The organism is Kitasatospora sp. NPDC001261 (assembly GCF_042896795.1).
Taxonomy (GTDB): Bacteria; Actinomycetota; Actinomycetes; order Streptomycetales; family Streptomycetaceae; genus Kitasatospora.
Window position 1 is genome coordinate 61,307 of sequence record NZ_JBIAXP010000038.1, and the last position, 21,667, is coordinate 82,973.

Sequence of the window (21,667 nt, forward strand, 5' to 3'; positions counted from 1 at the left end):
CTCACCCCAGCACCAGTTCGTCGGTGAGCGCCTGGAGGCGGAAGCGGGCGGCGGCGAGGTTGCCCTCCGCGCGGTCCAGCCAGAGGTGCAGCACGAGCCTGTTGTCGAAGACGGTGTCGATGAAGCGGATCAGGTGGTAGCTGCGGCCGGCGGTGACGATGATGTCCTCCAGCGGGGCCCGCCGGTCCTCCGTCACGGTGAAGGTCTGGCTCTCAACGGCCGCCCGCACCAGGTCGGTTGCCTCGGCGGCGGAGGTTTCGTGCTCTCCGGTCGGGCTGTCCCCGAGGCTGCCGAGGGCGAGCCCGCTGCTCCAGTCGACCAGGCTCGCGGCGCGGGCCCCGGGGATCGCCATCGCTCCGGAGAGGCATTCGTCGATACCGGGCACACCGGCTCCTTCGCGGGGTCTGGGCGGCCGGACGCAGCGCGGCGCCGACCGGTTCACCACCAGCAGTGGCTAGTTCGACACGGAAGGCTACTGCCGGATTCCATCGGACGAACATTCCGATGGCATATTCACACCGGCAACGGCCAGTTCCGGCCAAGAATTGACGATGCATCAGGCCGGGAGGGGAAGTGACGCCACTGGTGGGCCAGGGCGGTTGGAGCGCCGTTCACCGGCCGCCTGGCACGGGACCTTGGCCGATACCGGGCCGTGCCGGAGGGTTTCGTCATCGAAAGTGCGATAAGAGGACGAGCCCATGGGGCGCGAACACGCCGAAGGGGCTCGTTCCGTTGGACGGAACGAGCCCCTTCGATGGGAGCGCCAGGCCCGGATCGCACGGACTCTCCCTACTGAAAGTAGGGCGTGCTCTGGTAGCACCGCTGACGCCTGTTCGAGATTCGTTTCCCGGAAGGTCACTTCCTCTCGACGGGAAGAACACTAGCAGGCCATCACGCCTGGTCAGAAATCGCGACCGGGGGGCCGCCGGGCACTTCCGGGCCGGCCCGTGCCGGTCAGCCCAGCAGCGCCCGGTAGCCCCCGATCAGGGCGGTGAGCCCGAGCTCGAAGGCCCGGTCCGCGCGCTCGCGCCCGACGGGGACGGCGTCCAGGGCGTCGGCCAGCCTCGGGGTGGCGGCGCGGTCGACGGCGTCGACCATGACGTCCGGGGCGACGAGGTCCAGCGCCGAGCCCAGGATGAAGCTCTCCAGGGCGGTGATCAGGCCCATCACGTCCTGCGCGGCGAAGCCCGCGTCCTCCAGGGTGGCGACGGCCCGCTCGTACAGCTCGTGCATGAACGATTCGGCAAGCGGCGCGGTGGCGAGCAGCCGGACGATGCCGGGGTGTTCGGCGAAGGCGTCCCGGTAGGCGTGCGCCCAGGTGCGCAGCGCGGCGTCCCAGGGCTGGTCCCACATCGACTGCTCGCCGATCGTGCGCACCAGCTCGGCGCGCATCAGGGCGACGATCTCGGCCCGGCCGGCCACATGGTGGTAGAGCGCGGAGGGGCTGACCTTGAGCGCACCGGCCAGCGCGGGGATGGTGAGGTCCCCCGCCTCGTCGACCAGCCGGAGCGCGGTGTCCACGATGCGCTGCCGGTCCAGCAGGGGTGTGCGCGGCCTGGGCATGCCCGGTTCCTCACCTTCGGGGTCGCCGGGCGGCCCGTCGGCCCCCGACAGACCAAGATCGTCGTTATCCAAGCGTTATTGAACGGCTTTCAGTAAAACCCTTCCGCACCCGCCGGTGCCGCGCCTACGGTAACCGAACCCCATTCGGTTAGGCAGGCCGCGCACCCGTCGGCCCGCCCTGCCCCGGAGAGGACGCACACCCCCGTATGCGTGCCGAAACGATCTTCACCGGCGGCCGGATCCACACCGGAGACCCCGCCCTCCCCCGCACCCACGCCCTCGCCGTCAGCGCGGGGCGGATCGCCGCCCTCGGCGACGCCGCCCTCGCCCTGCGCGACGAAGGCACCGAGACCGTCGACCTCGACGGCGGCGCCCTGCTGCCCTCCTTCGGCGACGGCCACGTCCACCCGCTGCTCGGCGCCATCGGCCTGCGCGGCGTGCCCGTCCGCGACTGCACCAGCGTGGAGCAGGTCGTGGCGGCCGTCCGCGACTGGGCGCGGCGCCACCCCGAGGCCGAGTGGATCACCGGCGACGCCGTGGATCCGTCACTGGCCGAGGGCGGGCTGTTCGACGCCCGGCTGCTCGACGCCGCCGTACCCGACCGGCCGGTCCTGCTGCGCACCATGGACCACCACACCGGCTGGGCCAACAGCGAGGCGCTGCGCCGGGCCGGGTACGGGCCGGACACGCCCCAGCCGGTCGGTGGCGAGATCGTCCGACGACCGGACGGCAGCCCGCTCGGCACCCTGCGCGAGTTCGGCGCGCTCAACCCCGTCCTCGCGCTCGTCCCGCCGCGGCCACTGGCCGAACAGGTCGCCGCGCTGCGGGAGACCACCGCCGCGCTCGCCGCCGCCGGACTCACCTGGCTCCAGGACGCCTGGGTCGAACCCGCGCAGGTGGACACCTGGCTGGCGGCCGTCGCCGAGGAGGACCTGCCGGTCCGGGCCGGACTCGCCCTGCTGCTCGAACCGGACGGCTGGCGCGAGCGGCTCCCCCGCCTGGCCGCCGACCGCGACCGGGTCGAAGCCGCCGGGCGCGGGCGGCTCAGCGCGCGGGCGGTCAAGTTCTTCGCCGACGGCGTCATCGAGTCCGGGACGGCCGCGCTGCTGGAGCCGTACAGCGACTGCCCGCACTCCCACGGCGTCGCCAACTGGACCGGCGCCGAGCTGGCGGAGGCCGTCACCGCCGTGGACGCGCTGGGCTTCCAGCCGCACATCCACGCGATCGGCGACCACGGGGTACGGATCGCGCTGGACGCCGTCGAGGCCGCCACCCGCCGCAACGGGCAGCGCGCCCGCCGGCCGGTGATCGCGCACGTCCAGCTGGTCCACCCGGACGACCTGCCGCGGTTCGCCGAACTCGGGGTGATCGCCAACTTCGAACCGCTGTGGGCGCAGACCGACCCGCTGATGACCGAGCTCACCCTGCCCCGGCTCGGCCCGGACCGCGGCTCCCGGCAGTACCAGATCGCCGCCCTGCTGCGCGGCGGCGCCCGGGTCTCCTTCGGCAGCGACTGGCCGGTCACCCGCTACGAGCCGCTCGCCGGGCTGGCCACCGCCGTCACCCGGCAGACGCCGGACGGGCTGCCGGACGGCGGCTGGCTGCCCGAGGAGCGGATCGGGCTCACCGAGGCGCTGGCGGCGTACTCGGCGGGCGTGGCGCACCAGGCCTTCGAGGAGGCCGAGTGGGGCGTGCTGCGGCCGGGCCTGCGGGCCGACCTGGTGCACCTGGCCACCGATCCGTACGCGGTGCCGGCCGGTGAGCTGGCCTCGATCGAGGTGGCCGGCACCTGGCTCGGCGGACGGCGCACCCACGGTGGGCCGCCCGGCGGCGACCGCTCGACGCGCTGAGGCGCGCCCCGGCCGGCCGGCTGTCCGGCTTGTCCCGCTGGTCCGGCTGCGGCTTGTTCGGCTGGTCCGGCTGTGGCTCGACGCGCTGAGACGTCCTGGCCGACCGGCCGCCCCGCCCGGACGGATGTCCCGACCGGTTCCGGCCGTCCCCCACGGCGTCCGTGCCTCGTTCCCCGGTCGGCGGCCGACGCGTCCGCGCCGCCGACCGCCCTACCCTCGTACCCACGACCCCAGGAGAGCTCCCCCATGACCCTGCCCTCCGACGCGGCCTCCCCCGCCGCACTCCGTCCCCCCGACCCCGGCGCCCCTTCCACCCCCACCTCCGCCGGCACCCCCGGCACCCCCGGCGGGCTGGAGCGCGGGGTGCTCGGCACCGGCGACATCGTCTTCTTCGTCGTGGCCGCCGCCGCGCCGCTGACCGTGATGGCCGGCGTGGCGCCGTTCGCCATCTCCTTCGGCGGCATCGGCGCGCCGGTCGCCTACCTGGCCACCGGCGTGGTGCTGGCGCTCTTCGCGGTCGGCTTCACCACCATGACCGCGCACATCCGCAACGCCGGCGCCTTCTACGCCTACGTCACCCGCGGCCTCGGCCGGGCGGCCGGGCTGGGCGCGGCACTGCTCGCGGTGCTCTCGTACAACGCGATCCAGATCGGCATGTTCGGCGCCTTCGGGTTCTTCGCCCACACCACGGCCGAGGACCTGCTCGGGCTGGACCTGCCCTGGCCGGTCTGGGCGCTGCTCGGGGTCGCGGTGGTCTGGTTCCTCGGCTTCCGCTCGATAGACCTCGGGGCCAAGGTGCTCGGGGCGCTGCTGATCGCCGAGACCGGCATCCTGCTGGTGCTCGCGGTGGCGGTGCTGGTCAAGGGCGGGGCGCACGGGCTGAGCCTGTCCTCGTTCGCCCCGGAGCACGTGTTCTCCGGCGGGATGGGCGGGGTGCTCGGCCTCTCCTTCGCCGCCTTCATCGGCTTCGAGGCGACCGCGATCTACCGTGAGGAGGCCCGGCAGCCGCAGCGGACCGTGCCGCGCGCGACCTACGCCGCGATCGTCTTCCTCGGCCTCTTCTACACCTTCGTCACCTGGATGATCGTGCAGGCCTTCGGCGACACCGGGGCCGTCGCGACCGCCACCGCCGACCCGGCCGGGATGTTCTTCACCGCGATGACCGACTACGTCGGCGGCTGGGCGACGGACGTGCAGCGGGTGCTGATCGTCACCAGCCTGCTCGCGGCGCTGCTCGCCTTCCACAACACCATCACCCGGTACGGCTACGCGCTGGCCACCGAGCGGGCAGCCCCGGCCGTGCTGGGCCGGGTCCACCCGCGCCACGGTTCACCGTGGATCGGCGGCATCGTGCAGTCGGTGGTGGCGGCGGTGGCCGTCGGGGTGGCCGCGCTGATCGGGGCGGACCCGTACAACCAGTTCTTCCTCTGGGCGAACTCCCCCGGGGTGGTCGGGATCCTGGTGCTCCAGGCGCTGGCCGGTCTGGCCGTGTTCGCCTTCTTCCGCCGCAACCGGGCGGCCGCCGCGAGCGCCGGGGCGTTCCGTACGGTCGTGGCGCCGCTGGCCGCCACCGTGCTGCTGTGCGGGGCCACCGCGCTGGTGGTGTGGCGGCTCGACCTGTTCACCGGCGCCGGCCCGGAGGTCAACTGGCCGCTGGTCGCGATCGTGCCGGTGGTGTTCCTGACCGGCGTCGGGATCGCCCTGCGGCTGCGGGCCCGACGGCCGGAGGTGTACGCGCGGCTCGGGACGACCGAGGTCGACGGGGGCTGAGCGGTAGCGCCGGGCAGCGGGAGGGGAGCAGCGAGCGCCGGGCAGCCAGCGAGGCCCGGCCCGGACCGGTGACGGCTCCGCGTCCTCCGGGCCCACTCGGGCCCGGCCCGCTCAGGCCCGGCCGACGGCCTCGGCGAGGAGCCGGTAGGAGTCCAGCAGCGCGGCGCGGTCGTAGGTACTGGTGGTGACCAGGAACTCGTCCGCCCCGCTGCGCTCCACCAGCGCCACCAGCTCGGCGGCGGCCTGCTCCGGGGTGCCCGCGATGTGCCCCTTGAGCGACTGCTCGTACGCGGCCCGCTCCCGGACGGTCATCTCCCGGGCGAGGATCTCCGCCGCCGGGGCCAGGGGCGGGAACTCGCCGTGGGTACGGGAGTACGCGCCGGACCAGGCCTCCGGGACGAGCAGCTCACGCGCCCGCTCGGCCGTCTCGGCGACCGCCACCGTGCCCGAGACCACCACGTACGGCTCGGCGGCGTGCGCCGAGGGGCGGAACCGGTCGCGGTAGCGGTCGATCGCCGCGAGCATCCGGTCCTCCCCGTGCGGGGCGGCGATCACCAGCGGCAGCCCGGCGTCGGCGGCCAGGTCGGCGCCCGCACCGGTGGCCAGAACGAAGGGCGGGACGTGCAGGCCCTCGGCCGGCCAGGCGTGGACCCCGCGGTGCGCCTGCTGCGAGCCGTCGAAGTAGCCGAGCAGTTCGGCCAGCTGGGCACCGAACTCGTCCGCTGCGCCCTTCTCGCGCCCGAGCGCCCGCCGGACGCCGTCGGTGAAGCCCACCGAGCGCCCGAGCCCCATGTCGATCCGCCCCGGGAACAGCGCGGCCAGCACCCCGAACTGCTCGGCCACCACCAGCGGCTGATGGTTGGGCAGCATCACCCCGCCGGTGCCGACCCGGATCCGGGAAGTGGCCGCCGCCACCGCCGCGGCGAGCACGGTGGGCGCCGACCCGGCCACCCCCGGCACGCCGTGGTGCTCGGAGACCCAGAACCGGTGGTAGCCGAGCCGCTCCGCCTCGCGGGCGAAGGCCACCGTGTCCCGCAGTGCCCGGGCCGGCTCCTCACCCTGTCTGGTCCGGGAGCGGTCGAGCACGGAGATCCTAGTCGTGGACGCGGCGCTGGTCACGTCGGTGGACAACGCCCTCCTTCCGCGCGGGCATTCCCCGGGCGGCCCCGAGCCGGGGCCGGAGGCCGACGGCCGACCGGTCAGGCGCCCGCCCCTGGTATTCGGCCCCGGCGGGCGTCCGCGTCCGCGGCACCGGCCTTGGTCTTCCGGCGGCCCCAGGGCTTGTACACCGACAGGACCACGGTGAACAGGTAGAGCGACAGCGCCACCGCCGGGACGATCACCGTGTTGTACCGGACGAAGCCGAGGTCCGCCGCCGTGATCGGGCCGGTCGGGTGCGCGTCCACCACCCGCACCGCGTCGTGCAGCCGGTCGCTGAGTGCGAAAACGGAGGCCGCCATCGCCCCCAGCGTCAGCCAGAACTTGGTACTCACCCAGTAGTACCGGAACAGCCCCCAGGAGGTGCCGAGCCCGAGCGCCACCCCGCTCAGGAAGGTGAGCAGGCTCAGCGGCAGGATCAGCACGTCGCCGAGCAGGCCCATCGCCCGGTAGGCGGTGCGCAGCCGGTCGGCGTCGCCGGCGCCCACGGCCGTCAGCGCCGTCACCGCCAGGGTGAGCAGGCAGAGCATCAGCGCCAGCCAGCTCACCGAGGCGGTGATGTGCAGGACGACCAGGCGTTTGCGCGCCGCCGGTGTCAGGCGACGGCCCGCGGACCGCCGCCTGACACCGGACGCCGGTTCGGACGCCGTGACGGCGCCGGTGGGCGAGCGCACGGGGTACCTCCTTCGAGTCGGGGCCACGAGGACGGCCCCAGGCTCTCCCGTCAGATCCTCATCGGGCATCTGACGGTGGAAGTAACCTCGCCTACTCCCCGGCGAGTACGCGCCCCGGGCGACAGCCGGAGCGCTCCTCCCCGAGGAGCAGCACGGAACAGCGGGGAGCAGCCGGAGACAGCGGGAAACAGCCCCGACCGCGGTGTCCCCGGAGCCGGCCTCAGTCGGTCACCGCGAACCCCTGCGCCGCGCCCAGCTGCTGCAGCGAGGCCTGGCCGGGGATCCCGTCCGCCGCCCCCGCCTGGTACCCGCAGCGCCGCTGCCAGGCCGCGTACGCGGAGACCGTCCGGGTGCCGAACGAGCCGTCCACCCACCGCTGGTCGAGCAGCCCCTCGTCGGCGAGCGCCTGCTCCACGATGGCCACCTCGGACCCGTACGTCAGGTGCCCCTGCGCGGCCCCCGGGTCGGTCCCGGCGGCCGCGACCACATGGGACACCGAGACCGTCCGCTGCCCGGGCAGGTAGCCGAGCAGCCGGCGCAGCGAGCTCTCCCCCGGGACGCCGTCCGCCGCCTGCCCGGCGTAGCCCAGACTCCCCTGGTAGTCCGCGTAGTTCTCGGTGTCCGCGTCCGTCCAGTTCGGGCCGGGGCCGGAGCGGTAGTGGTCGCCGAAGCCGTGCGCGACCAGCGCCCGCCCGACCACCGTCACCTGGTAGCCCTGGGCGCCGTAGCCGTACGGCAGGCCGTTGATGCTGACCTGGTAGCGGGCGGTCGTGACCGGGGGCACCGGCTGCTGCTGGGGCGGGATGCCCGGGGAGCCGGGCCCGGCCGTGAGGTCGGGCCAGGAGCCGGGGTCGGTGTGGTCGTTGTACGGCACGTGGGCGTGCGCGTACCAGCCGCCGAGGGCCTCCCAGGTCCGCTCGTCGCGGTGGCCGGAGAAGTCGGTCGGCCGGCCCATCGGCCAGATGTCGGGCACGCCCCAGGAGGAGATCCAGGCGTGGATCCGGTCCCAGCCCGCGCACGGGGTGTCGACCAGGCGCGGGTAGACGGCGCCCTGGTAGCGGCAGTAGGGGAAGAACACCGCCTCGATCTGGATCACCACCCGCCCGGCCCGGTTGGTGCGGGTGGGGCTCTGGCTGGGGCTGAGCAGGCTCTTCGAGCGGGAGTCGGCCGGGAACAGCTGCGCCGTGCGGCCGCTGAACGGGTCCCAGACCAGGTGCGGCGCGTCGCCGGCGCCGCTGCCGGTGAAGTAGCCGACCAGGTCCTCGTAGGAGCACCAGTCCTGCGGCGCGGCGGCGGTCGCGTTGCGGTCCCAGGTGATGTGGGCGATGGCCTTCGGCGGGTACTGCTGATCGGTCGGCGCGTGGTCGCCGAGGTCGTGGATCTCGGCACCGGGCAGCCACAGTTCGGGCATCGTGGGCTCCTCCGAACGGCGTGAGGGCATCACCTCCGGTATCGGCAGGCAGGGCTCACGGATTGACCCCGACGGCGCAAAACCCCGGCAATGAACCCCCCGTACCCGTCCGGCCGTTCGACTCAGCGAGGGCTCTTCGTCCTCGCGTGCGATTCGGGCGCCCGTGCGGGGACGGCCGGTCGTACGGAAGGGGGCGCATTCCACCCCGTCGGGGCGCCGCTGTCAATCGTTGACTTCACAAGTGGTCTAGTCCACGGTGGTCCGGCAGACCGGCCCGAGCCGCCGTCCGGGGTCCCCCTGGTGCGCTCAACTGGCAATCACTGCACCGAATCTGACGATCCGATGGAGAAACCCGCACCATGCAAAGAGTCTGCCTCGCCCTGCCCACCATGCGGTCCTGCCCCGACACCATCGCGGAACTCGCCGAGGAGGCGGCCTACGCCGTCGCGACCTTCGGGGTCGAGGTGCACCTGCTCGTCCTCGACACCACCGACGCCGTCGCCTTCGCGGAGAACGCGGGCGCCGTGGCCGCGCTGGAGCCCACCCCCGGCGTGGTCGTCCACCACCTCGGCGAGGCGCGGCAGCGGGAGTTCCTGCGCCGGGTGGCCGAGCGCTCCGGCGCCGCCGACCCCGAACTGCTGCTCGACATGATGCTGCCGCCGGCCGTCGCGTACGGCTCCTGCGTCAACCGGCTCTTCCTCGGCGCGGCCGCCCTGGGCTGCACCTCGGCGCACCTGCGCAACGACGACGCCGACTTCCAGGTCGTCGACGGCCGGAAGGTCTTCCCGATCCACCACGAGCTGCTCTCGATCGGCCGGCCGGCCGGCGAGGCGGCGGCCGTCGTGTCCCGCTCCGAGCTCGACCCGGCCGACGCGGACAAGCCGGTGATGCTGGTCAGCGGCTCCTTCATCGGCGAACTCAACGTGGACATCAGCGAGATCCACGAGCTGGACCCGGCCGTCTACCGCGAGGTGGTGCGCCTGTGGACCCCGCCGGTGTGGTCGCAGGAGGAGCAGGACGCGATGGTGGACGTCTCCTTCAAGGGCGCCGGCTCCGAGCCGTTCACCACCGACGAGTCCGTCCTCGGCGTGCCCGACATCTGGGACGTCTACATGTGCAACATCGCCCTGGACCACCGGGCCTACGAGGTGCTGCCGCTGCTGCCCTCGATCGAGACGATCGGCAGCGACTACGCCCTGCTGCACGCCATGGTCCACTCCCGGCTGCCCGGCGTCGTCCACAACCGCCACATCGTCAACTACTACACGCCCGAGCGCCGCACCGGCTCCGGCTTCGTCAACTACCAGCTGCGGTTCGTCAAGTTCCTGCTCTCGATGCTGTACCTGTACCCGGTCTACGGCGGCATGATCGACCTCGGCCGCGGGCTGCTGGACGAGCGGCACGGGCTGAAGGTCGAGCCGCTCCTCGACCTGGTGCGCGGCAGCGTCGACTGGGACCGGGCCGGGAACGAGCACTGCCTGGACGTCCTGGACCGCTCCTACCGCAAGCTGGGCGGCAAGTACGCCGAGCTCGCGGACGTGGTGGCCGAGCGGCGGCAGCAGCTGCTGGACGAGGCGCGGGCGGACGCCGAGCGCTGGGCGGTGCTGGTGGAGGCCTGGGCGGCACTGGTGGCCGCCTCCCGCGCGGAGGGGCTCGGCGCCTCGGAGGTTCCGGCCTAGTGGGCGAGGACCTCCGGATCCGGCTCCTGGCCGACGGCGACTGGGACGCCGTGGTCGCGCTGGAGTACGACGCCTACGCGGCCGACGGCCTGTCGGAGGGCCGGGAGGCGCTGCAGTCCCGCGCCCTCGGCTCGCCGGAGACCTGCTTCGTGCTGGAGCAGGGCGGCACGGTCCGCGGCTACCTGCTGAGCCTGCCGTACCCGCCGCTGCGCTGCCCGGACCTCGCCCGGGCGGAGGACGCGGTGCACGAGTCGGGCAACCTGCACGTGCACGACCTGGTGATCGCCGAGGACCTGCGCGGCCGGGAGGTCGCGCTGGGGTTCATCCGGCACTTCCGGGAGCGGGCGGAGGAGCTCGGCTTCGAGCGGATCTCGATGGTCGCGGTGCGCGGGGCGGACATCCTGCTGCGGCTGCTCGGCTACCGCGCGCACCGGGAGGTGGCGGTCCCCGCGTCCTACGGGCGACGCGCCGTCTACATGTCGATGCCGGTGCGCTGACCTGCGGGGATACCTGGCCCCATGCCCACTCTTTTGGCCTAGTCCGGACGGCGAAGATCACCCCATCGGGTGAAGCTGGTGGCGGCTGCGCCCGCGCGCGCGGCCGCCGGCAGCACCCGTCCGTACGCCCGAGGGAGAAGCGCATGAAGGCCGCCGTCGTCCACGACTTCACCGCACCGCTGGCCGTCGAGGACCGCCCCCTACCGAAGCCCGCCGCGCACCAGGTCCGGGTCCGGATCGAGGCCTCCGGCCTCTGCCACACCGACATCCACGCCGCCCACGGCGACTGGCCGGTCAAGCCCAGCCCGCCGTTCGTCCCCGGGCACGAGGGCGTCGGCATCGTCGAGGCGGCCGGCGACCAGGTCCGGCACGTCCGGGTGGGCGAACGGGTCGCCATCCCCTGGCTCGCGGACGCCTGCGGGCGCTGCGACCACTGCGTCTCCGGCTGGGAGACGCTCTGCCTCCAGCAGCACAACAGCGGCTACTCGGTGGACGGCGCCTACGCCGAGTACGCGCTCGCGCACGGCGACTACGTCGTCCCCGTCCCGGACGGCATCGACCCGCTGGACGCCGCCCCGCTGTCCTGCGCGGGCGTCACCACCTACAAGGCGCTCAAGGTCTCTGACGCCCGGCCCGGCACCCGGGTGCTGGTCTCCGGCATCGGCGGGCTCGGCCACCTGGCCCTCCAGTACGCCCGGATCTTCGGCGCCGAGACCATCGCCGCCGACGTCACCGACGACAAGCTCGCCCTGGCCCGCGAGCTCGGCGCCGACCACGTCCTGGACGCCCGCACCCAGGACGTCGCGGCCGAGGTCCAGGCCCTGGGCGGCGCCCACGCCTCGATCGCCCTCGCCGTCAGCAACGCCTCCTTCCAGGCGGCCTACGGCGCCCTGCGCCGCGGCGGCACCCTCGTCCTGGTCGCCCTCCCGGCCGAGGGCAGGCTCGAACTCCCGGTCTTCGAGACGGTGCTGAACGGCACCAAGGTGATCGGCTCGATCGTCGGCACCCGCGAGGACCTCGCCGAGGTCTTCCGCCTGCACGCCCTCGGCCGCACCCGGGTGATCCGCGAGACCCGCCGGCTGGAGGACGTGAACGCCTGCTTCGACGAGGTCCTGAGCGGCAAGGTCTCCGCCCGCCTGGTCTTCGACCTGCGCTGACACCTCCGCCCACGGCGCGGGTCGGCCGACGGGCCGCGCCCGGCTACGTCCGGATCGCGTCTCAGTCGCGTCTCCGTTCGGTTCGGCATGGGTACGAACCGGGCCCCGGTCCGGGATCGTGGGGGCAACCACTCGTGCGGCAAGGGGAGTTGCCATGGGGGACGGCCGGGGCTTGGCACCGGATGCGGTGGCGGCGCTGCTGGGCGACGGGCCGCACCGGGCGGTGGCGGAGGTCGTCCGGGCGCGGTTGCGGACGGTGCCGGAGGGGGCCCGGGCGCTGACGGCGGCGGAGGCGAGCCCGGGGGACGCGCGGGCACGGGCGCTGCTGACCGCCGCCGTCGACCACCTGCTGGCCGCGGACCCGGCGTTCGCGCGGTACCTCGCCACCACCGGGCTCGGGAAGCCGGCCGACCCGCCGACCGTCCAGTTGCGGAGCGAGCCCGGCACCGTGCAACTGCGGGTCGGACCACCGTCCACGCCGCCGCCGACGAACCCGGCCACCGTCCAGCTGCGGCTCGACCCGGGGGCCGCCCGCGCCCGGACGCTCGCCGCCCGACGGAGCGGCACCGGCATCGTGGTGGCGCTCGCCCTGGTGCTGATCGCCGCACTGGTCGCGATCGGCATCCACCTGGGCTCGCGTCCGCTGCTGAAGCCGGGCGGGCCCGGACTGGCGCACGCCGCACCGCCGCTGAACGACCCGGCGCTGGTCCGGGCGGTGCTGCCCGACGCGCGGGCGCTGCCGGGCGGCTGGCAGGTGCGGCGGGAGCCGACGGCGGGGACCGCCCGGGGCGGCGGGCTGCCGTGCCTGCTCCCGGACTCCTGCGACCTTCAACTCGCCTCCGCCACCGTGACCTTCGGTTCGGCCTCGGCGCAGACCGTGGAGTTCGGCGTGGCCTCCTTCGCCTCCCCCGAGGCCGCCGCCCGCGCCTTCGACCACACGCTCGACCGGACGGCCGGCACCGACCCGGCGGCGGCCGTCCCACGGATCGGCGACCAGAGCGCCGTCCGCGTCCAGGGCTCCTCCTCGGCGGTGGCGCTGGCCAGGGTCGGCAGCGTGCTGCTCGTCGTGCGCGAGGAGGGGTCGGGCGACCAGCTCACCGGGCCCGCGTTCACCGGCCTCGCCGAGCTGGTCGCCGAGCGTGCCCGGCAGGCGCAGGAGGGCCGCACGCCCGATGCCGCCGCGGACGGCGCGAGCAGCTGACGGTCCGGTCCCGTCGAGGCGCTCCGGGACCGCCGGCTGCCGGCCGTCCCGGACCGCGGACCCGAGCGGGGAGCCCGGCGGGGAGCCGGACGACAACGGGGACCAGGAGCCAGGGAGCACCGGAGGCGCCGGGGAGCGCCACCAGGGCCGTCGCCCGAATGCGTGTATCGCTCTCTTGACTGGCGTCACCGAAGCGCCATACTGGCCTCACTCCCCGCTCGCACAACGAGGTGCCCGCCCATGGAGCTCTCACCCTCGGCGCACGTGGACACGTTCTGTCGAGACCACCTCCCGCCCTTCGAGCAGTGGCCCGAACTCCTCTTCGAACTCCCGGAGTTGGCCTACCCCGACCGCCTGAACTGCGCCGCCGCCCTACTCGACGACACCATCGAACGCCTCGGCCCGGACCGCCGCTGCCTGCTCACCCCCACCGGGAGCTGGACCTACGGCGAACTGCGCGGCCACGCCGACCGGATCGCCCGCCTGCTGACCGAGGACCTCGGCCTCGTCCCCGGCAACCGGGTCCTGCTACGCGGCCCCAACACCCCCTGGCTGGCAGCCTGTTGGCTCGGCGTGCTGAAGGCCGGCGGGGTGGCCGTCACCACCATGCCGCTGCTGCGCGCCGCCGAGCTGACCGAGCTCACCGGCATCGCCCGGCCCGCCCTCGCCCTGTGCGACCACCGCTTCCTGGACGAGCTGGACCGGGCCCGGACCCCGGGGCTGCGGGTCCTGCCCTACGGCGGCCCCGGCCCCGAGGACCTCACCGCCCGCTGCGCCGCCAAGCCCGCCGGCTTCCCCGCCGTCCCGACCGCCGCCGACGACGTCGCGCTGATCGCCTTCACCTCCGGCACCACCGGCCGCCCCAAGGCCACCCTGCACTTCCACCGCGACGTGCTCGCCATCGCCGACACCTTCTCCCGCCACCTGCTCCACCCCACCCCCGAGGACCTCTTCACCGGCACCCCGCCGCTCGGCTTCACCTTCGGCCTCGGCGGCCTGCTGGTCTTCCCGCTGCGGGCGGGCGCCGCCGGCCTGCTGCTGGAGCAGGCCACCCCCGAGCAGCTCGCCGAACAGGTCCGCCGGCACCGGGTGAGCGTGCTGTTCACCGCGCCGACCGCCTACCGGGCGATCCTGGCCGCCGGGCTGGCCGACCGGCTGGCCGGGGTGCGGCACTGCGTCTCGGCGGGCGAGCCGCTGCCCGCCGCCGTCTGGCAGGCCTTCCACACGGCCACCGGACAGCGGCTGATCGACGGCATCGGCGCCACCGAGCTGCTGCACGTGTTCGTCTCGGCCGCCGGCCGGGACATCCGCCCCGGCTCCACCGGCCGGCCCGTCCCCGGCTTCCGGGCCGCGGTCCTGGACGGGCAGGGCCGCCCGGTGCCGGACGGCGAGCCCGGGATGCTCGCCGTCAAGGGCCCGACCGGCTGCCGCTACCTGGACGACGAGCGCCAGCTGGACTACGTCCGCGGCGGCTGGAACCTCACCGGCGACACCTACGTCCGGGACCGCGACGGCTACTTCTGGTTCCGGGCCCGCAACGACGACATGATCGTCTCCTCCGGCTACAACATCGCCGGGCCCGAGGTGGAACAGGCGCTCGCCGCCCACCCCGACGTGGCCGACTGCGCGGTGGTCGGCGCGCCGGACGAGCGGCGCGGCGCGGTGGTCAAGGCGTACGTGGTGCTGCGCGCGGGCGTACCGGCCGGGCCGGAGACGGCCCGCGCGCTCCAGGAGCACGTCAAGCGCGCCATCGCGCCCTACAAGTACCCGCGGGCGGTCGAGTTCGTGCCCGAGCTGCCGCGCACCGCGACCGGCAAGCTGCACCGCGCCGAGCTGCGCCGACGGGCCGCACTGACCCCGGCCAGCGTCACCGTCGAGCGCCGGGTGGAGTGGTCCGACACCGACGCCGCCGGGCACTACCACTTCTCCGCCGTGCAGCGCTGGGCCGAGGCGGCGGAGGCGGCCCTGCTGCGCCGGCTCGGGCTCGCCGAACTGTTCGGGCGGATACCCCGGGTGCACTTCGAGGCCGACTACCGCGAACGGCTCTGGTTCGGCGACCTCGTCCGCACCGAACTGCGGGTCATCCGGGTCGGCGGCTCCTCCCTGCACTACGCCTTCGAGGTGCACGGCCCGCACGGACTGGCCGCGAGCGGGCGGATGTCGGTGGTGCACGCCGCGCCGCAGGACGGGGGCTCCCAGCCGTGGCCCGCGCAGGTCCGCCGCACGCTGGCCGAGGCGGGGCCGCAGCGGCCCGAGGTGCTCGCATGAGCACGGCACCGGACCGCGCGGGCCGACCGGACGCGGCTCCGCGGGCGGTGCGCCGGATCGCGGTGATCGGCGCCGGCCCCGGCGGGCTCTACTTCGCCGCCCTGGCCAAGCAGCTGGCACCCGACCGGGACATCACCGTCTTCGAACGGGACGGCCGGGACGACGAGTTCGGCTTCGGCGTGGTCTTCTCCGACGAGACCCTGGACGGCATCGCCCGGGCCGACCCGCTCGTCTTCGCCGCGATCAGCGCCGAGTTCGCCCGCTGGAGCGACATCGACATCCGCTACGCGGGCGAGGTCCGCACCAGCGGCGGCCACGGCTTCGCCGCCCTGGACCGCAACCGGCTGCGCGCCGTCCTCCGACAGCGCTGCGCCGAGCTGGCGGTGGACGTGCGCTACCGCACCCCGGCGCCGCCCGTCGACCGACTGGCCGCCGAGTACGACCTGGTGGTGGCCGCCGACGGAATCCGCTCCGGCACCCGGGCCGCCCACCCCGAGAGCTTCCGCCCCGACCTGGACGAACGCCACTGCCGCTACATGTGGCTCGCCACCGACAAGGTCTTCGAGGCCTTCACCTTCATCGTCGAGCGGTACGACTTCGGCGTCCTCCAGGTGCACGCCTACCCGTACAGCGCCACCCGCTCGACCTTCATCGTCGAGGCGGCCGCGGACGCCTGGCACCGCGCTGGCTTCGATGCCTTCGCCGCACGGGAGTCGGCGCGCGGCGAGAGCGACCTGGCGAGCGTGCGGCGCTGTGCCGAGCTGCTCGCCGGGCACCTGGACGGCCACCGGCTGATCCCCAACGCCTCCCGCTGGATCCGCTTCACCACGGTCCGGAACGCGAGCTGGCGCCACCGCAACGTGGTCCTGCTCGGCGACGCCGCGCACTCCGCGCACTTCTCGATCGGCTCCGGCACCAAGCTCGCCCTGGAGGACGCCCTCGCCCTGGCCGCCGCACTGAGCGAACAGCCCACCCTGGACGCGGCGTTGGCCGGGTACGAGGCCGAGCGGCGCCCGGTGGTGGAGTCCACCCAGCGCGCCGCGCAGGCCAGCCTGGAATGGTTCGAGACCATCGGGCGGCGCACCGGGCAGGGGATCGACCGGTTCGCCTTCAACCTGCTCACCCGCAGCCGGCGGGTCACCTACGGCAACCTGCGGGCCCGCGACCCCGCCTTCGTGGACGCCGTGGACACCGCCTTCGGCGGCTCGCCCGGGGTGCCGCCGATGTTCCGGCCGCTGAAACTGGGCGCGCTGGAACTGCGCAACCGCGTCGTGGTGCCCCCGCTCGCCACCTTCACCTCCCCCGACGCGCTGCCCAGCGGCTTCGACCGCGCCCAGCTGACCGGCCACGCGCTCGGCGGCGCGGGGCTGGTGATCGCCGGGATGACCGCGGTCAGCCCCGAGGGCCGGGCCACCGACCGCTGCCCGGGCCTGTGGGCCGACCACCAGGAGGCCGCCTGGCGCCGACTCGTCGACGCGGTACGGGCGGTGAGCGACACCCCGCTCGGCATCCAGCTGACCCACGCCGGCCGCCGGGGCGCGAGCGCAGGCCCCGGACCGGACGGCGTCGGGCACCCGCTCGCCGAGGGCTGGCCGCTGATCGCCCCCTCGGCCCTCCCCTGGGACACCGGCAGCCCGGTGCCGCACGAGGCGAACGACATCCAACTGACCGCCGTCACCGCGGACTTCGCGGCCGCCGCCGAGCGGGCCGCCCGGGCCGGCTTCGACGTGCTGGAGCTCCAGTTCGGCCACGGCCACCTGCTCTCCTCCTTCCTCTCCCCGCTCACCAACCGCCGCACCGACCGCTACGGCGGTCCGCTCGCCCACCGGCTGCGGCTGCCACTGGAGGTGCTGACGGCGGTGCGCGCCGTCTGGCCGTCCGGGCGGCCGCTGCTGGTGCGGATCTCGGCGAGCGACTGGGCGCCCGGCGGCACCACCGAGGAGGAGGCCGTGGCGATCGGCCGCGCGCTCGCCGGGGCCGGGGCGGACGCGCTGGACGTCTCCACCGGCGAGGTGGTGGCGCACCAGCGGCCGCCGTACGGGCGCGGCTACCAGACGCCCTTCGCCGAACTGGTCCGCGCCGCCACCGGCCTGCCGACCATCGCGGTCGGCGCCATCTCCGGGTTCGACGACGCGGACTCCGTCCTGCTGGCCGGCCGGGCCGACCTGGTCGCGGTCGGCCGCGCCCACCTGTACGACCCGCTCTGGACGCTGCACGCCGCCGCCGAGCGGGACCACACCGGGCCGGGCGCCCGCTGGCCCGAACCCTGGCGGGCCGGCAGCCGGAAGCCGCCCGGGCCGAACGCCGACCGGGTCGCCCCGCGCCTGCACCTGCTGCGCGAGCCGTCCCCGCCCGTCCACCGCCGCTGGTCACCGGACCTTCCGTGAGCGGCCCCCGAGCCCCTCGAGAAGCCGTCGCGTTCCCCACCGCAGCCCCCGAGGAGGGACGAGGAACCATGCCCGACCTGCCCCGCTTCACCGCCGCCGCCGTCCAGGCCGCCCCGGTCTACCTGGACCCGGCCGCCACCGTCGACAAGGCCGTCGCGCTGATCCACGAGGCGGCCGGGCACGGCGCCGAACTGGTGGTCTTCCCCGAGGTCTTCATACCCGGCTACCCGTACTGGAACTGGACGATGAACCCGGTGCAGGGCTCGCCCTGGTACGACCGGCTGTACCGGGCCGCCGTGGACGTCCCCGGCCCGTACGTCGACACCCTGCGGGCCGCGGCCCGGCAGGCCGGCGTGGTGCTGGTGATCGGGGTCAACGAACGCGGCCGGCCCGGCCTCGGACCGCTGTACAACACCCTGCTGATCATCGGCGCGGACGGCGAACTGCTCGGCGTGCACCGCAAGCTGGTGCCGACCTGGGCCGAGAAGCTGACCTGGGGGCAGGGCGACGGCAGCACCCTCACGGTGCACCCCACCGCCGTCGGCCCGCTCGGCGCGCTGGCCTGCGGCGAGAACACCAACCCGCTGGCCCGCTTCACCCTGCTGGCCCAGGGCGAACTCGTCCACGCCGCCTGCTACATCGCGCTGCCGGTGGGCCCCGAGGACTACGACATGGCGGACTCCATCGCCCTGCGCACCGCCGCGCACTGCTTCGAGGGCAAGGTGTTCTCGGTCGTCTCCTGCTCCACCGTCTCCCCCGAGATCGTGGACCTGATCGCCGGCGACGACCCGCGGCTCCGCAAGCAACTCGCCCGCCCGCACAGCGCCCTGTCCGGGATCTTCGGCCCGGACGGCCGCGCCGTCACCGAACCGCTGGTGGACGAGGAGGGCATCGTCTACGCCGAGATCGACCTCGGCCGCTGCGTCCAGCCCCGGCAGATGCACGACATCGTCGGCCACTACAACCGCTTCGACGTCTTCCGGCTGCACGTGGACAACCGCCCGCTGCGGCCGCTGGTGTTCCCCGAGGAGGAGGCATGACCAGCCCCGAACGCACCCCCGGCCACGACGGTCACGACGACCAGGACCGTTACGACAGTCACGACGACGACCGGATCGGCCGGGCCAGGGTCACCGACAGCCCGGAACTGCTCGCCTACTACGAGGAGTTGGCCAAGTACCAGGCCGGCGCCCTGTGGACGGTCGCCAACGAGATCGAGCCCTGGTACCCGCAGCCGAGGTCCGTCCCCGTGCTCTGGCGCTACGCCGACCTCCGCCCACTGGTGCACAAGGCCCTGCCCCTGGTGAAGGCCGACGACGCCGGGCGCCGGGTGGTGATGCTGGTGAACCCCGGCCGCCGCGAACTGAGCGCCGCCGTAGGCCTGTTGTACACCGGGCTGCAGATCATGGGCCCCGGCGAGGCGATGACCGCGCACCGCCACCAGGCCTCCGCGCTGCGCTTCGTCCACGAGGGCACCGGCGCCTGGACCGTCGTGGACGGGCAGAAGCTCAAGGTCGGCCCGCGCGACTTCGCGATCACCCCGAACAGCACCTGGCACGAGCACGGCAACGAGGCCGACGACGCCCCGGTGATCTGGCAGGACGGCCTGGACATCCCGCTGGTCAACACCCTCGACGCCAACTTCTACGAGGTCCACCCGGAGCTGTACCAGCGGCCCGGGCCGGTCACCAACTCCTCGCTGCTCAGCTACGGCGGCAACCTGCTGCCGTACGGCGTCGAGAAGTGGACCCGCCCCTACTCGCCGCTGTTCGGCTGGCCCTGGGAGCCCAGCTACCACGCGCTCTGCCGACTCGCCCGCGCCACCGAGGGATCGCCCTTCGACGGCGTGGTCATGGAGTACACCAACCCCGTCACCGGCGGCCCGGTGATGCCGACCATGTCCGCCCACCTGCAACTGCTGCGACCGGGCCAGGCCACCCGCGCCCACCGGCACACCGGCTCGGTGGTGTACACCGCGGCCAAGGGGCGGGGCGTCTCGGTGATCGCCGGCCACCGCTTCGAGTGGCAGCGGGGGGACGTCTTCGTCGTCCCGTCCTGGGCCTGGCACGACCACGCGAACCTCGACCAGGGCGAGGACGCCTGCCTGTTCTCCTTCAACGACTTCCCGGTGATGCACGCGCTCGGCCTCCACCGCGAAGAGGCCCACCCGGACGGGCAGCAGCCCACCACCACCGCCTGACCAGGAGCCCCACCGCCATGCACCTGTTGACCTTCCGAATCGCCGACCCCGCTGCCACCGCCGAAGCCGCAGCCGCCCCGCACCTCGGCGCCCGGCTCGACGGCGACCGGGTCGCCGACCTGACCGCCCTGGCCACCGCCGCCGGTACTCAACTCCCGCCCGACCTCCTCGGGTTGATCCGCGCCGGGGAACCGGCCCTGGCCGTCGTCCGCGAGCTGCTCGCCGGCTCCCCGGCCACCAGGCCGCTCGCCGAGGTCTCGCTGTGCGCGCCGCTGCGCCCCGGCAAGATCGTCGGCGTCGGCCTCAACTACGTGGAGCACGTGGCCGAGTCGCACCGCACCCTGGACACCGACCGCGAACTCCCCGACCGCCCGGTGCTGTTCGGCAAGCCCTCGACCGCCGTCACCGGCCCGGGCGGGCCCATCCCGCACAACGCCGACCTCACCAAGCAGCTCGACTGGGAGTGCGAACTCGCCGTGGTGATCGGCGCGCCCGCCTTCCGGGTGGCCGAGGCGGACGCGCTGCGGCACGTGTTCGGCTACAGCATCGTCAACGACATCAGCGCCCGCGACCAGCGCCGCTCCGGCCAGTGGTTCTTCTCCAAGGGCCAGGACGGCTACGCCCCCTTCGGCCCGGTCGTGGTGACCGCCGACGAGATCCCCGACCCGCAGCGGCTCGACCTCTCGCTGAAGGTCAACGGCGAGCCGCGGCAGGACTCCAACACCCGCCACATGCTGTTCGGCGTCGCCCGGCTGATCGCCGACATCTCCTCCGGCGTCACCCTGGAACCGGGCGACGTGATCGCCACCGGCTCCCCCTCGGGCGTCGGCGCCGGGATGGTGCCCCCGCGGTTCCTCCAGCCCGGCGACCTCGTCGAGGCCACCATCGAGCGGATCGGCACCCTCGCCAACCCCGTGGTCGACGCCCGCTGACCAGCCCCCGACCGGAAAGGACCGTCCGCCCGATGACCACCTACCGGATCGGCCAGATCGTCCCGAGTTCCAACGTCACCATGGAGACCGAGGTCCCCGCCCTGCTGCGGGCCCGCGAGGCGGTCGCCCCCGAGCGGTTCACCTTCCACTCCAGCCGGATGCGGATGACCAGGGTCACCCCCGAGCAACTGCGCGCCATGGACGCCGAGTCCGACCGCTGCGCCGCCGAGCTCTCGGACGCCCGGGTGGACGTGCTCGGCTACGCCTGCCTGGTCGCGGTGATGGCCACCGGCCACGGCTACCACCGCGAGGCCGAGCGGCGGCTGCACCTGCGCACCATCCAGAACGGCGCCCCCGCGCCCGTGGTCACCAGCGCCGGCGCCCTGGTCGCCGGGCTGCACGAACTCGGGGCCGCCAAGGTCGCGATGGTCACCCCGTACCTGCGGCCGCTGGCCCGGACGGTGGTCGAGTACCTCGCCGCGGAGGGCATCGAGGTGCTCGACCACGCCGCCCTGGAGATCGCCGACAACCTCGACGTGGCCGCCCACGACCCGGCCCGGCTGCCCGCGATCGCCCGCGGGCTCGCCCACGCCGGGGCGGACGCCGTGGTGCTCTCGGCCTGCGTGCAGCTGCCCTCCCTGTCCGCCGTCGAGGAGGCCGAGCAGCAGCTCGGCAAGCCCGTGGTCTCGGCCGCCGTCTGCACCACCCACCAGCTGCTGCGGGCCCTCGGCCTGCCCGCCTTCGCCCCCGGGGCCGGGACCCTGCTCTCCGGCGCCTACGCGTAGCGGGCGGTAGCGGTCCGCGCAGGAGGCGTCACCCGTAGCAGGTGTTCCGTGCGCTTCCCGCCGGATCGGCGCATCCGGCAAAGATCGGCAAGACCCTTCCGATGTCCCGCACCCTCGTTATGATCGCCACCAGTC

General features: G+C 74.3%; 16 protein-coding genes and 2 pseudogenes. 13 read left to right on the forward strand and 5 right to left on the reverse strand.

Annotated elements, in window-relative coordinates:
- Position 1 precedes the first annotated feature (1 nt).
- Entirely contained in the window at positions 2-385 is a 384-nt protein-coding gene (locus ACFY4B_RS37780) for a hypothetical protein (RefSeq protein WP_074004516.1), read from the reverse strand.
- Positions 386-954: 569 nt separating this feature from the next.
- On the reverse strand, positions 955-1,563 hold the full coding sequence (locus tag ACFY4B_RS37785) for a TetR/AcrR family transcriptional regulator C-terminal domain-containing protein (protein WP_049652049.1): 609 nt from the start codon (positions 1,561-1,563) through the stop codon (positions 955-957).
- A gap of 206 nt (positions 1,564-1,769) precedes the next feature.
- Here ACFY4B_RS37785 and ACFY4B_RS37790 point away from each other — a divergent pair, with 206 nt between their 5' ends.
- Together ACFY4B_RS37790 and ACFY4B_RS37795 are read left to right on the forward strand one after the other, a co-directional pair.
- A complete protein-coding gene (locus tag ACFY4B_RS37790) occupies positions 1,770-3,413 on the forward strand; it encodes an amidohydrolase (protein WP_387975686.1) in 1,644 nt (547 codons plus the stop codon).
- Between the two features lie 246 nt (positions 3,414-3,659).
- Positions 3,660-5,183 (forward strand): APC family permease, encoded by a 1,524-nt coding sequence (locus tag ACFY4B_RS37795; protein WP_387975689.1) that lies wholly within the window; start codon positions 3,660-3,662, stop codon positions 5,181-5,183.
- A gap of 111 nt (positions 5,184-5,294) precedes the next feature.
- Here the strand turns inward: ACFY4B_RS37795 and ACFY4B_RS37800 are convergent, their stop codons facing one another.
- The 3 genes from ACFY4B_RS37800 to ACFY4B_RS37810 form a co-directional block, all read right to left on the reverse strand.
- A complete protein-coding gene (locus ACFY4B_RS37800) occupies positions 5,295-6,302 on the reverse strand; it encodes an MsnO8 family LLM class oxidoreductase (protein WP_387975751.1) in 1,008 nt (335 codons plus the stop codon).
- An 80-nt stretch (positions 6,303-6,382) separates the two neighbouring features.
- Positions 6,383-7,015: a DUF2269 domain-containing protein gene (locus ACFY4B_RS37805; RefSeq protein WP_198959442.1), complete on the reverse strand. Its 633-nt coding sequence runs from the start codon at positions 7,013-7,015 to the stop codon at positions 6,383-6,385.
- 220 nt (positions 7,016-7,235) lie between these two features.
- A complete protein-coding gene (locus ACFY4B_RS37810) occupies positions 7,236-8,426 on the reverse strand; it encodes a peptidoglycan-binding protein (RefSeq protein ID WP_049652047.1) in 1,191 nt (396 codons plus the stop codon).
- A gap of 359 nt (positions 8,427-8,785) precedes the next feature.
- Here ACFY4B_RS37810 and ACFY4B_RS37815 point away from each other — a divergent pair, with 359 nt between their 5' ends.
- The 11 genes and pseudogenes from ACFY4B_RS37815 to ACFY4B_RS37865 all read left to right on the forward strand — a co-directional run bounded on the left by ACFY4B_RS37815 (position 8,786) and on the right by ACFY4B_RS37865 (position 21,532).
- Positions 8,786-10,105, forward strand: coding sequence for a DUF6271 family protein (locus ACFY4B_RS37815; RefSeq protein WP_387975693.1), 1,320 nt, complete (start codon positions 8,786-8,788; stop codon positions 10,103-10,105).
- Entirely contained in the window at positions 10,105-10,602 is a 498-nt protein-coding gene (locus ACFY4B_RS37820) for a GNAT family N-acetyltransferase (protein ID WP_049652045.1), read from the forward strand. Before ACFY4B_RS37815 ends, ACFY4B_RS37820 begins: the two co-directional genes overlap by 1 nt.
- Positions 10,603-10,745: 143 nt before the next feature.
- Complete coding sequence (gene adhP, locus ACFY4B_RS37825; RefSeq protein WP_387975696.1) at positions 10,746-11,759, forward strand: alcohol dehydrogenase AdhP; 1,014 nt, start codon at positions 10,746-10,748, stop codon at positions 11,757-11,759.
- A gap of 172 nt (positions 11,760-11,931) precedes the next feature.
- On the forward strand, positions 11,932-12,960 hold the full coding sequence (locus ACFY4B_RS37830; protein ID WP_387975699.1) for a hypothetical protein: 1,029 nt from the start codon (positions 11,932-11,934) through the stop codon (positions 12,958-12,960).
- Between the two features lie 240 nt (positions 12,961-13,200).
- Positions 13,201-14,808 (forward strand): annotated as a pseudogene (locus ACFY4B_RS37835) (AMP-binding protein); the annotation flags it as partial.
- A 75-nt stretch (positions 14,809-14,883) separates the two neighbouring features.
- Positions 14,884-15,228 (forward strand): annotated as a pseudogene (locus ACFY4B_RS37840) (acyl-CoA thioesterase); the annotation flags it as partial.
- A complete protein-coding gene (locus tag ACFY4B_RS37845) occupies positions 15,225-17,615 on the forward strand; it encodes an FAD-dependent monooxygenase (protein WP_387975702.1) in 2,391 nt (796 codons plus the stop codon). The pseudogene ACFY4B_RS37840 and the gene ACFY4B_RS37845, both read left to right, overlap by 4 nt.
- 68 nt (positions 17,616-17,683) lie before the next feature.
- Entirely contained in the window at positions 17,684-18,655 is a 972-nt protein-coding gene (locus ACFY4B_RS37850) for a carbon-nitrogen hydrolase family protein (protein WP_387975704.1), read from the forward strand.
- Positions 18,652-19,815, forward strand: coding sequence for a cupin domain-containing protein (locus ACFY4B_RS37855; protein WP_387975707.1), 1,164 nt, complete (start codon positions 18,652-18,654; stop codon positions 19,813-19,815). The genes ACFY4B_RS37850 and ACFY4B_RS37855 overlap by 4 nt, the downstream gene beginning before the upstream one ends.
- Positions 19,816-19,832: 17 nt before the next feature.
- A complete protein-coding gene (locus ACFY4B_RS37860; RefSeq protein WP_387975709.1) occupies positions 19,833-20,747 on the forward strand; it encodes a fumarylacetoacetate hydrolase family protein in 915 nt (304 codons plus the stop codon).
- A 32-nt stretch (positions 20,748-20,779) separates the two neighbouring features.
- Positions 20,780-21,532, forward strand: coding sequence for an Asp/Glu racemase (locus ACFY4B_RS37865; RefSeq protein ID WP_049650649.1), 753 nt, complete (start codon positions 20,780-20,782; stop codon positions 21,530-21,532).
- Positions 21,533-21,667 lie beyond the last annotated feature (135 nt).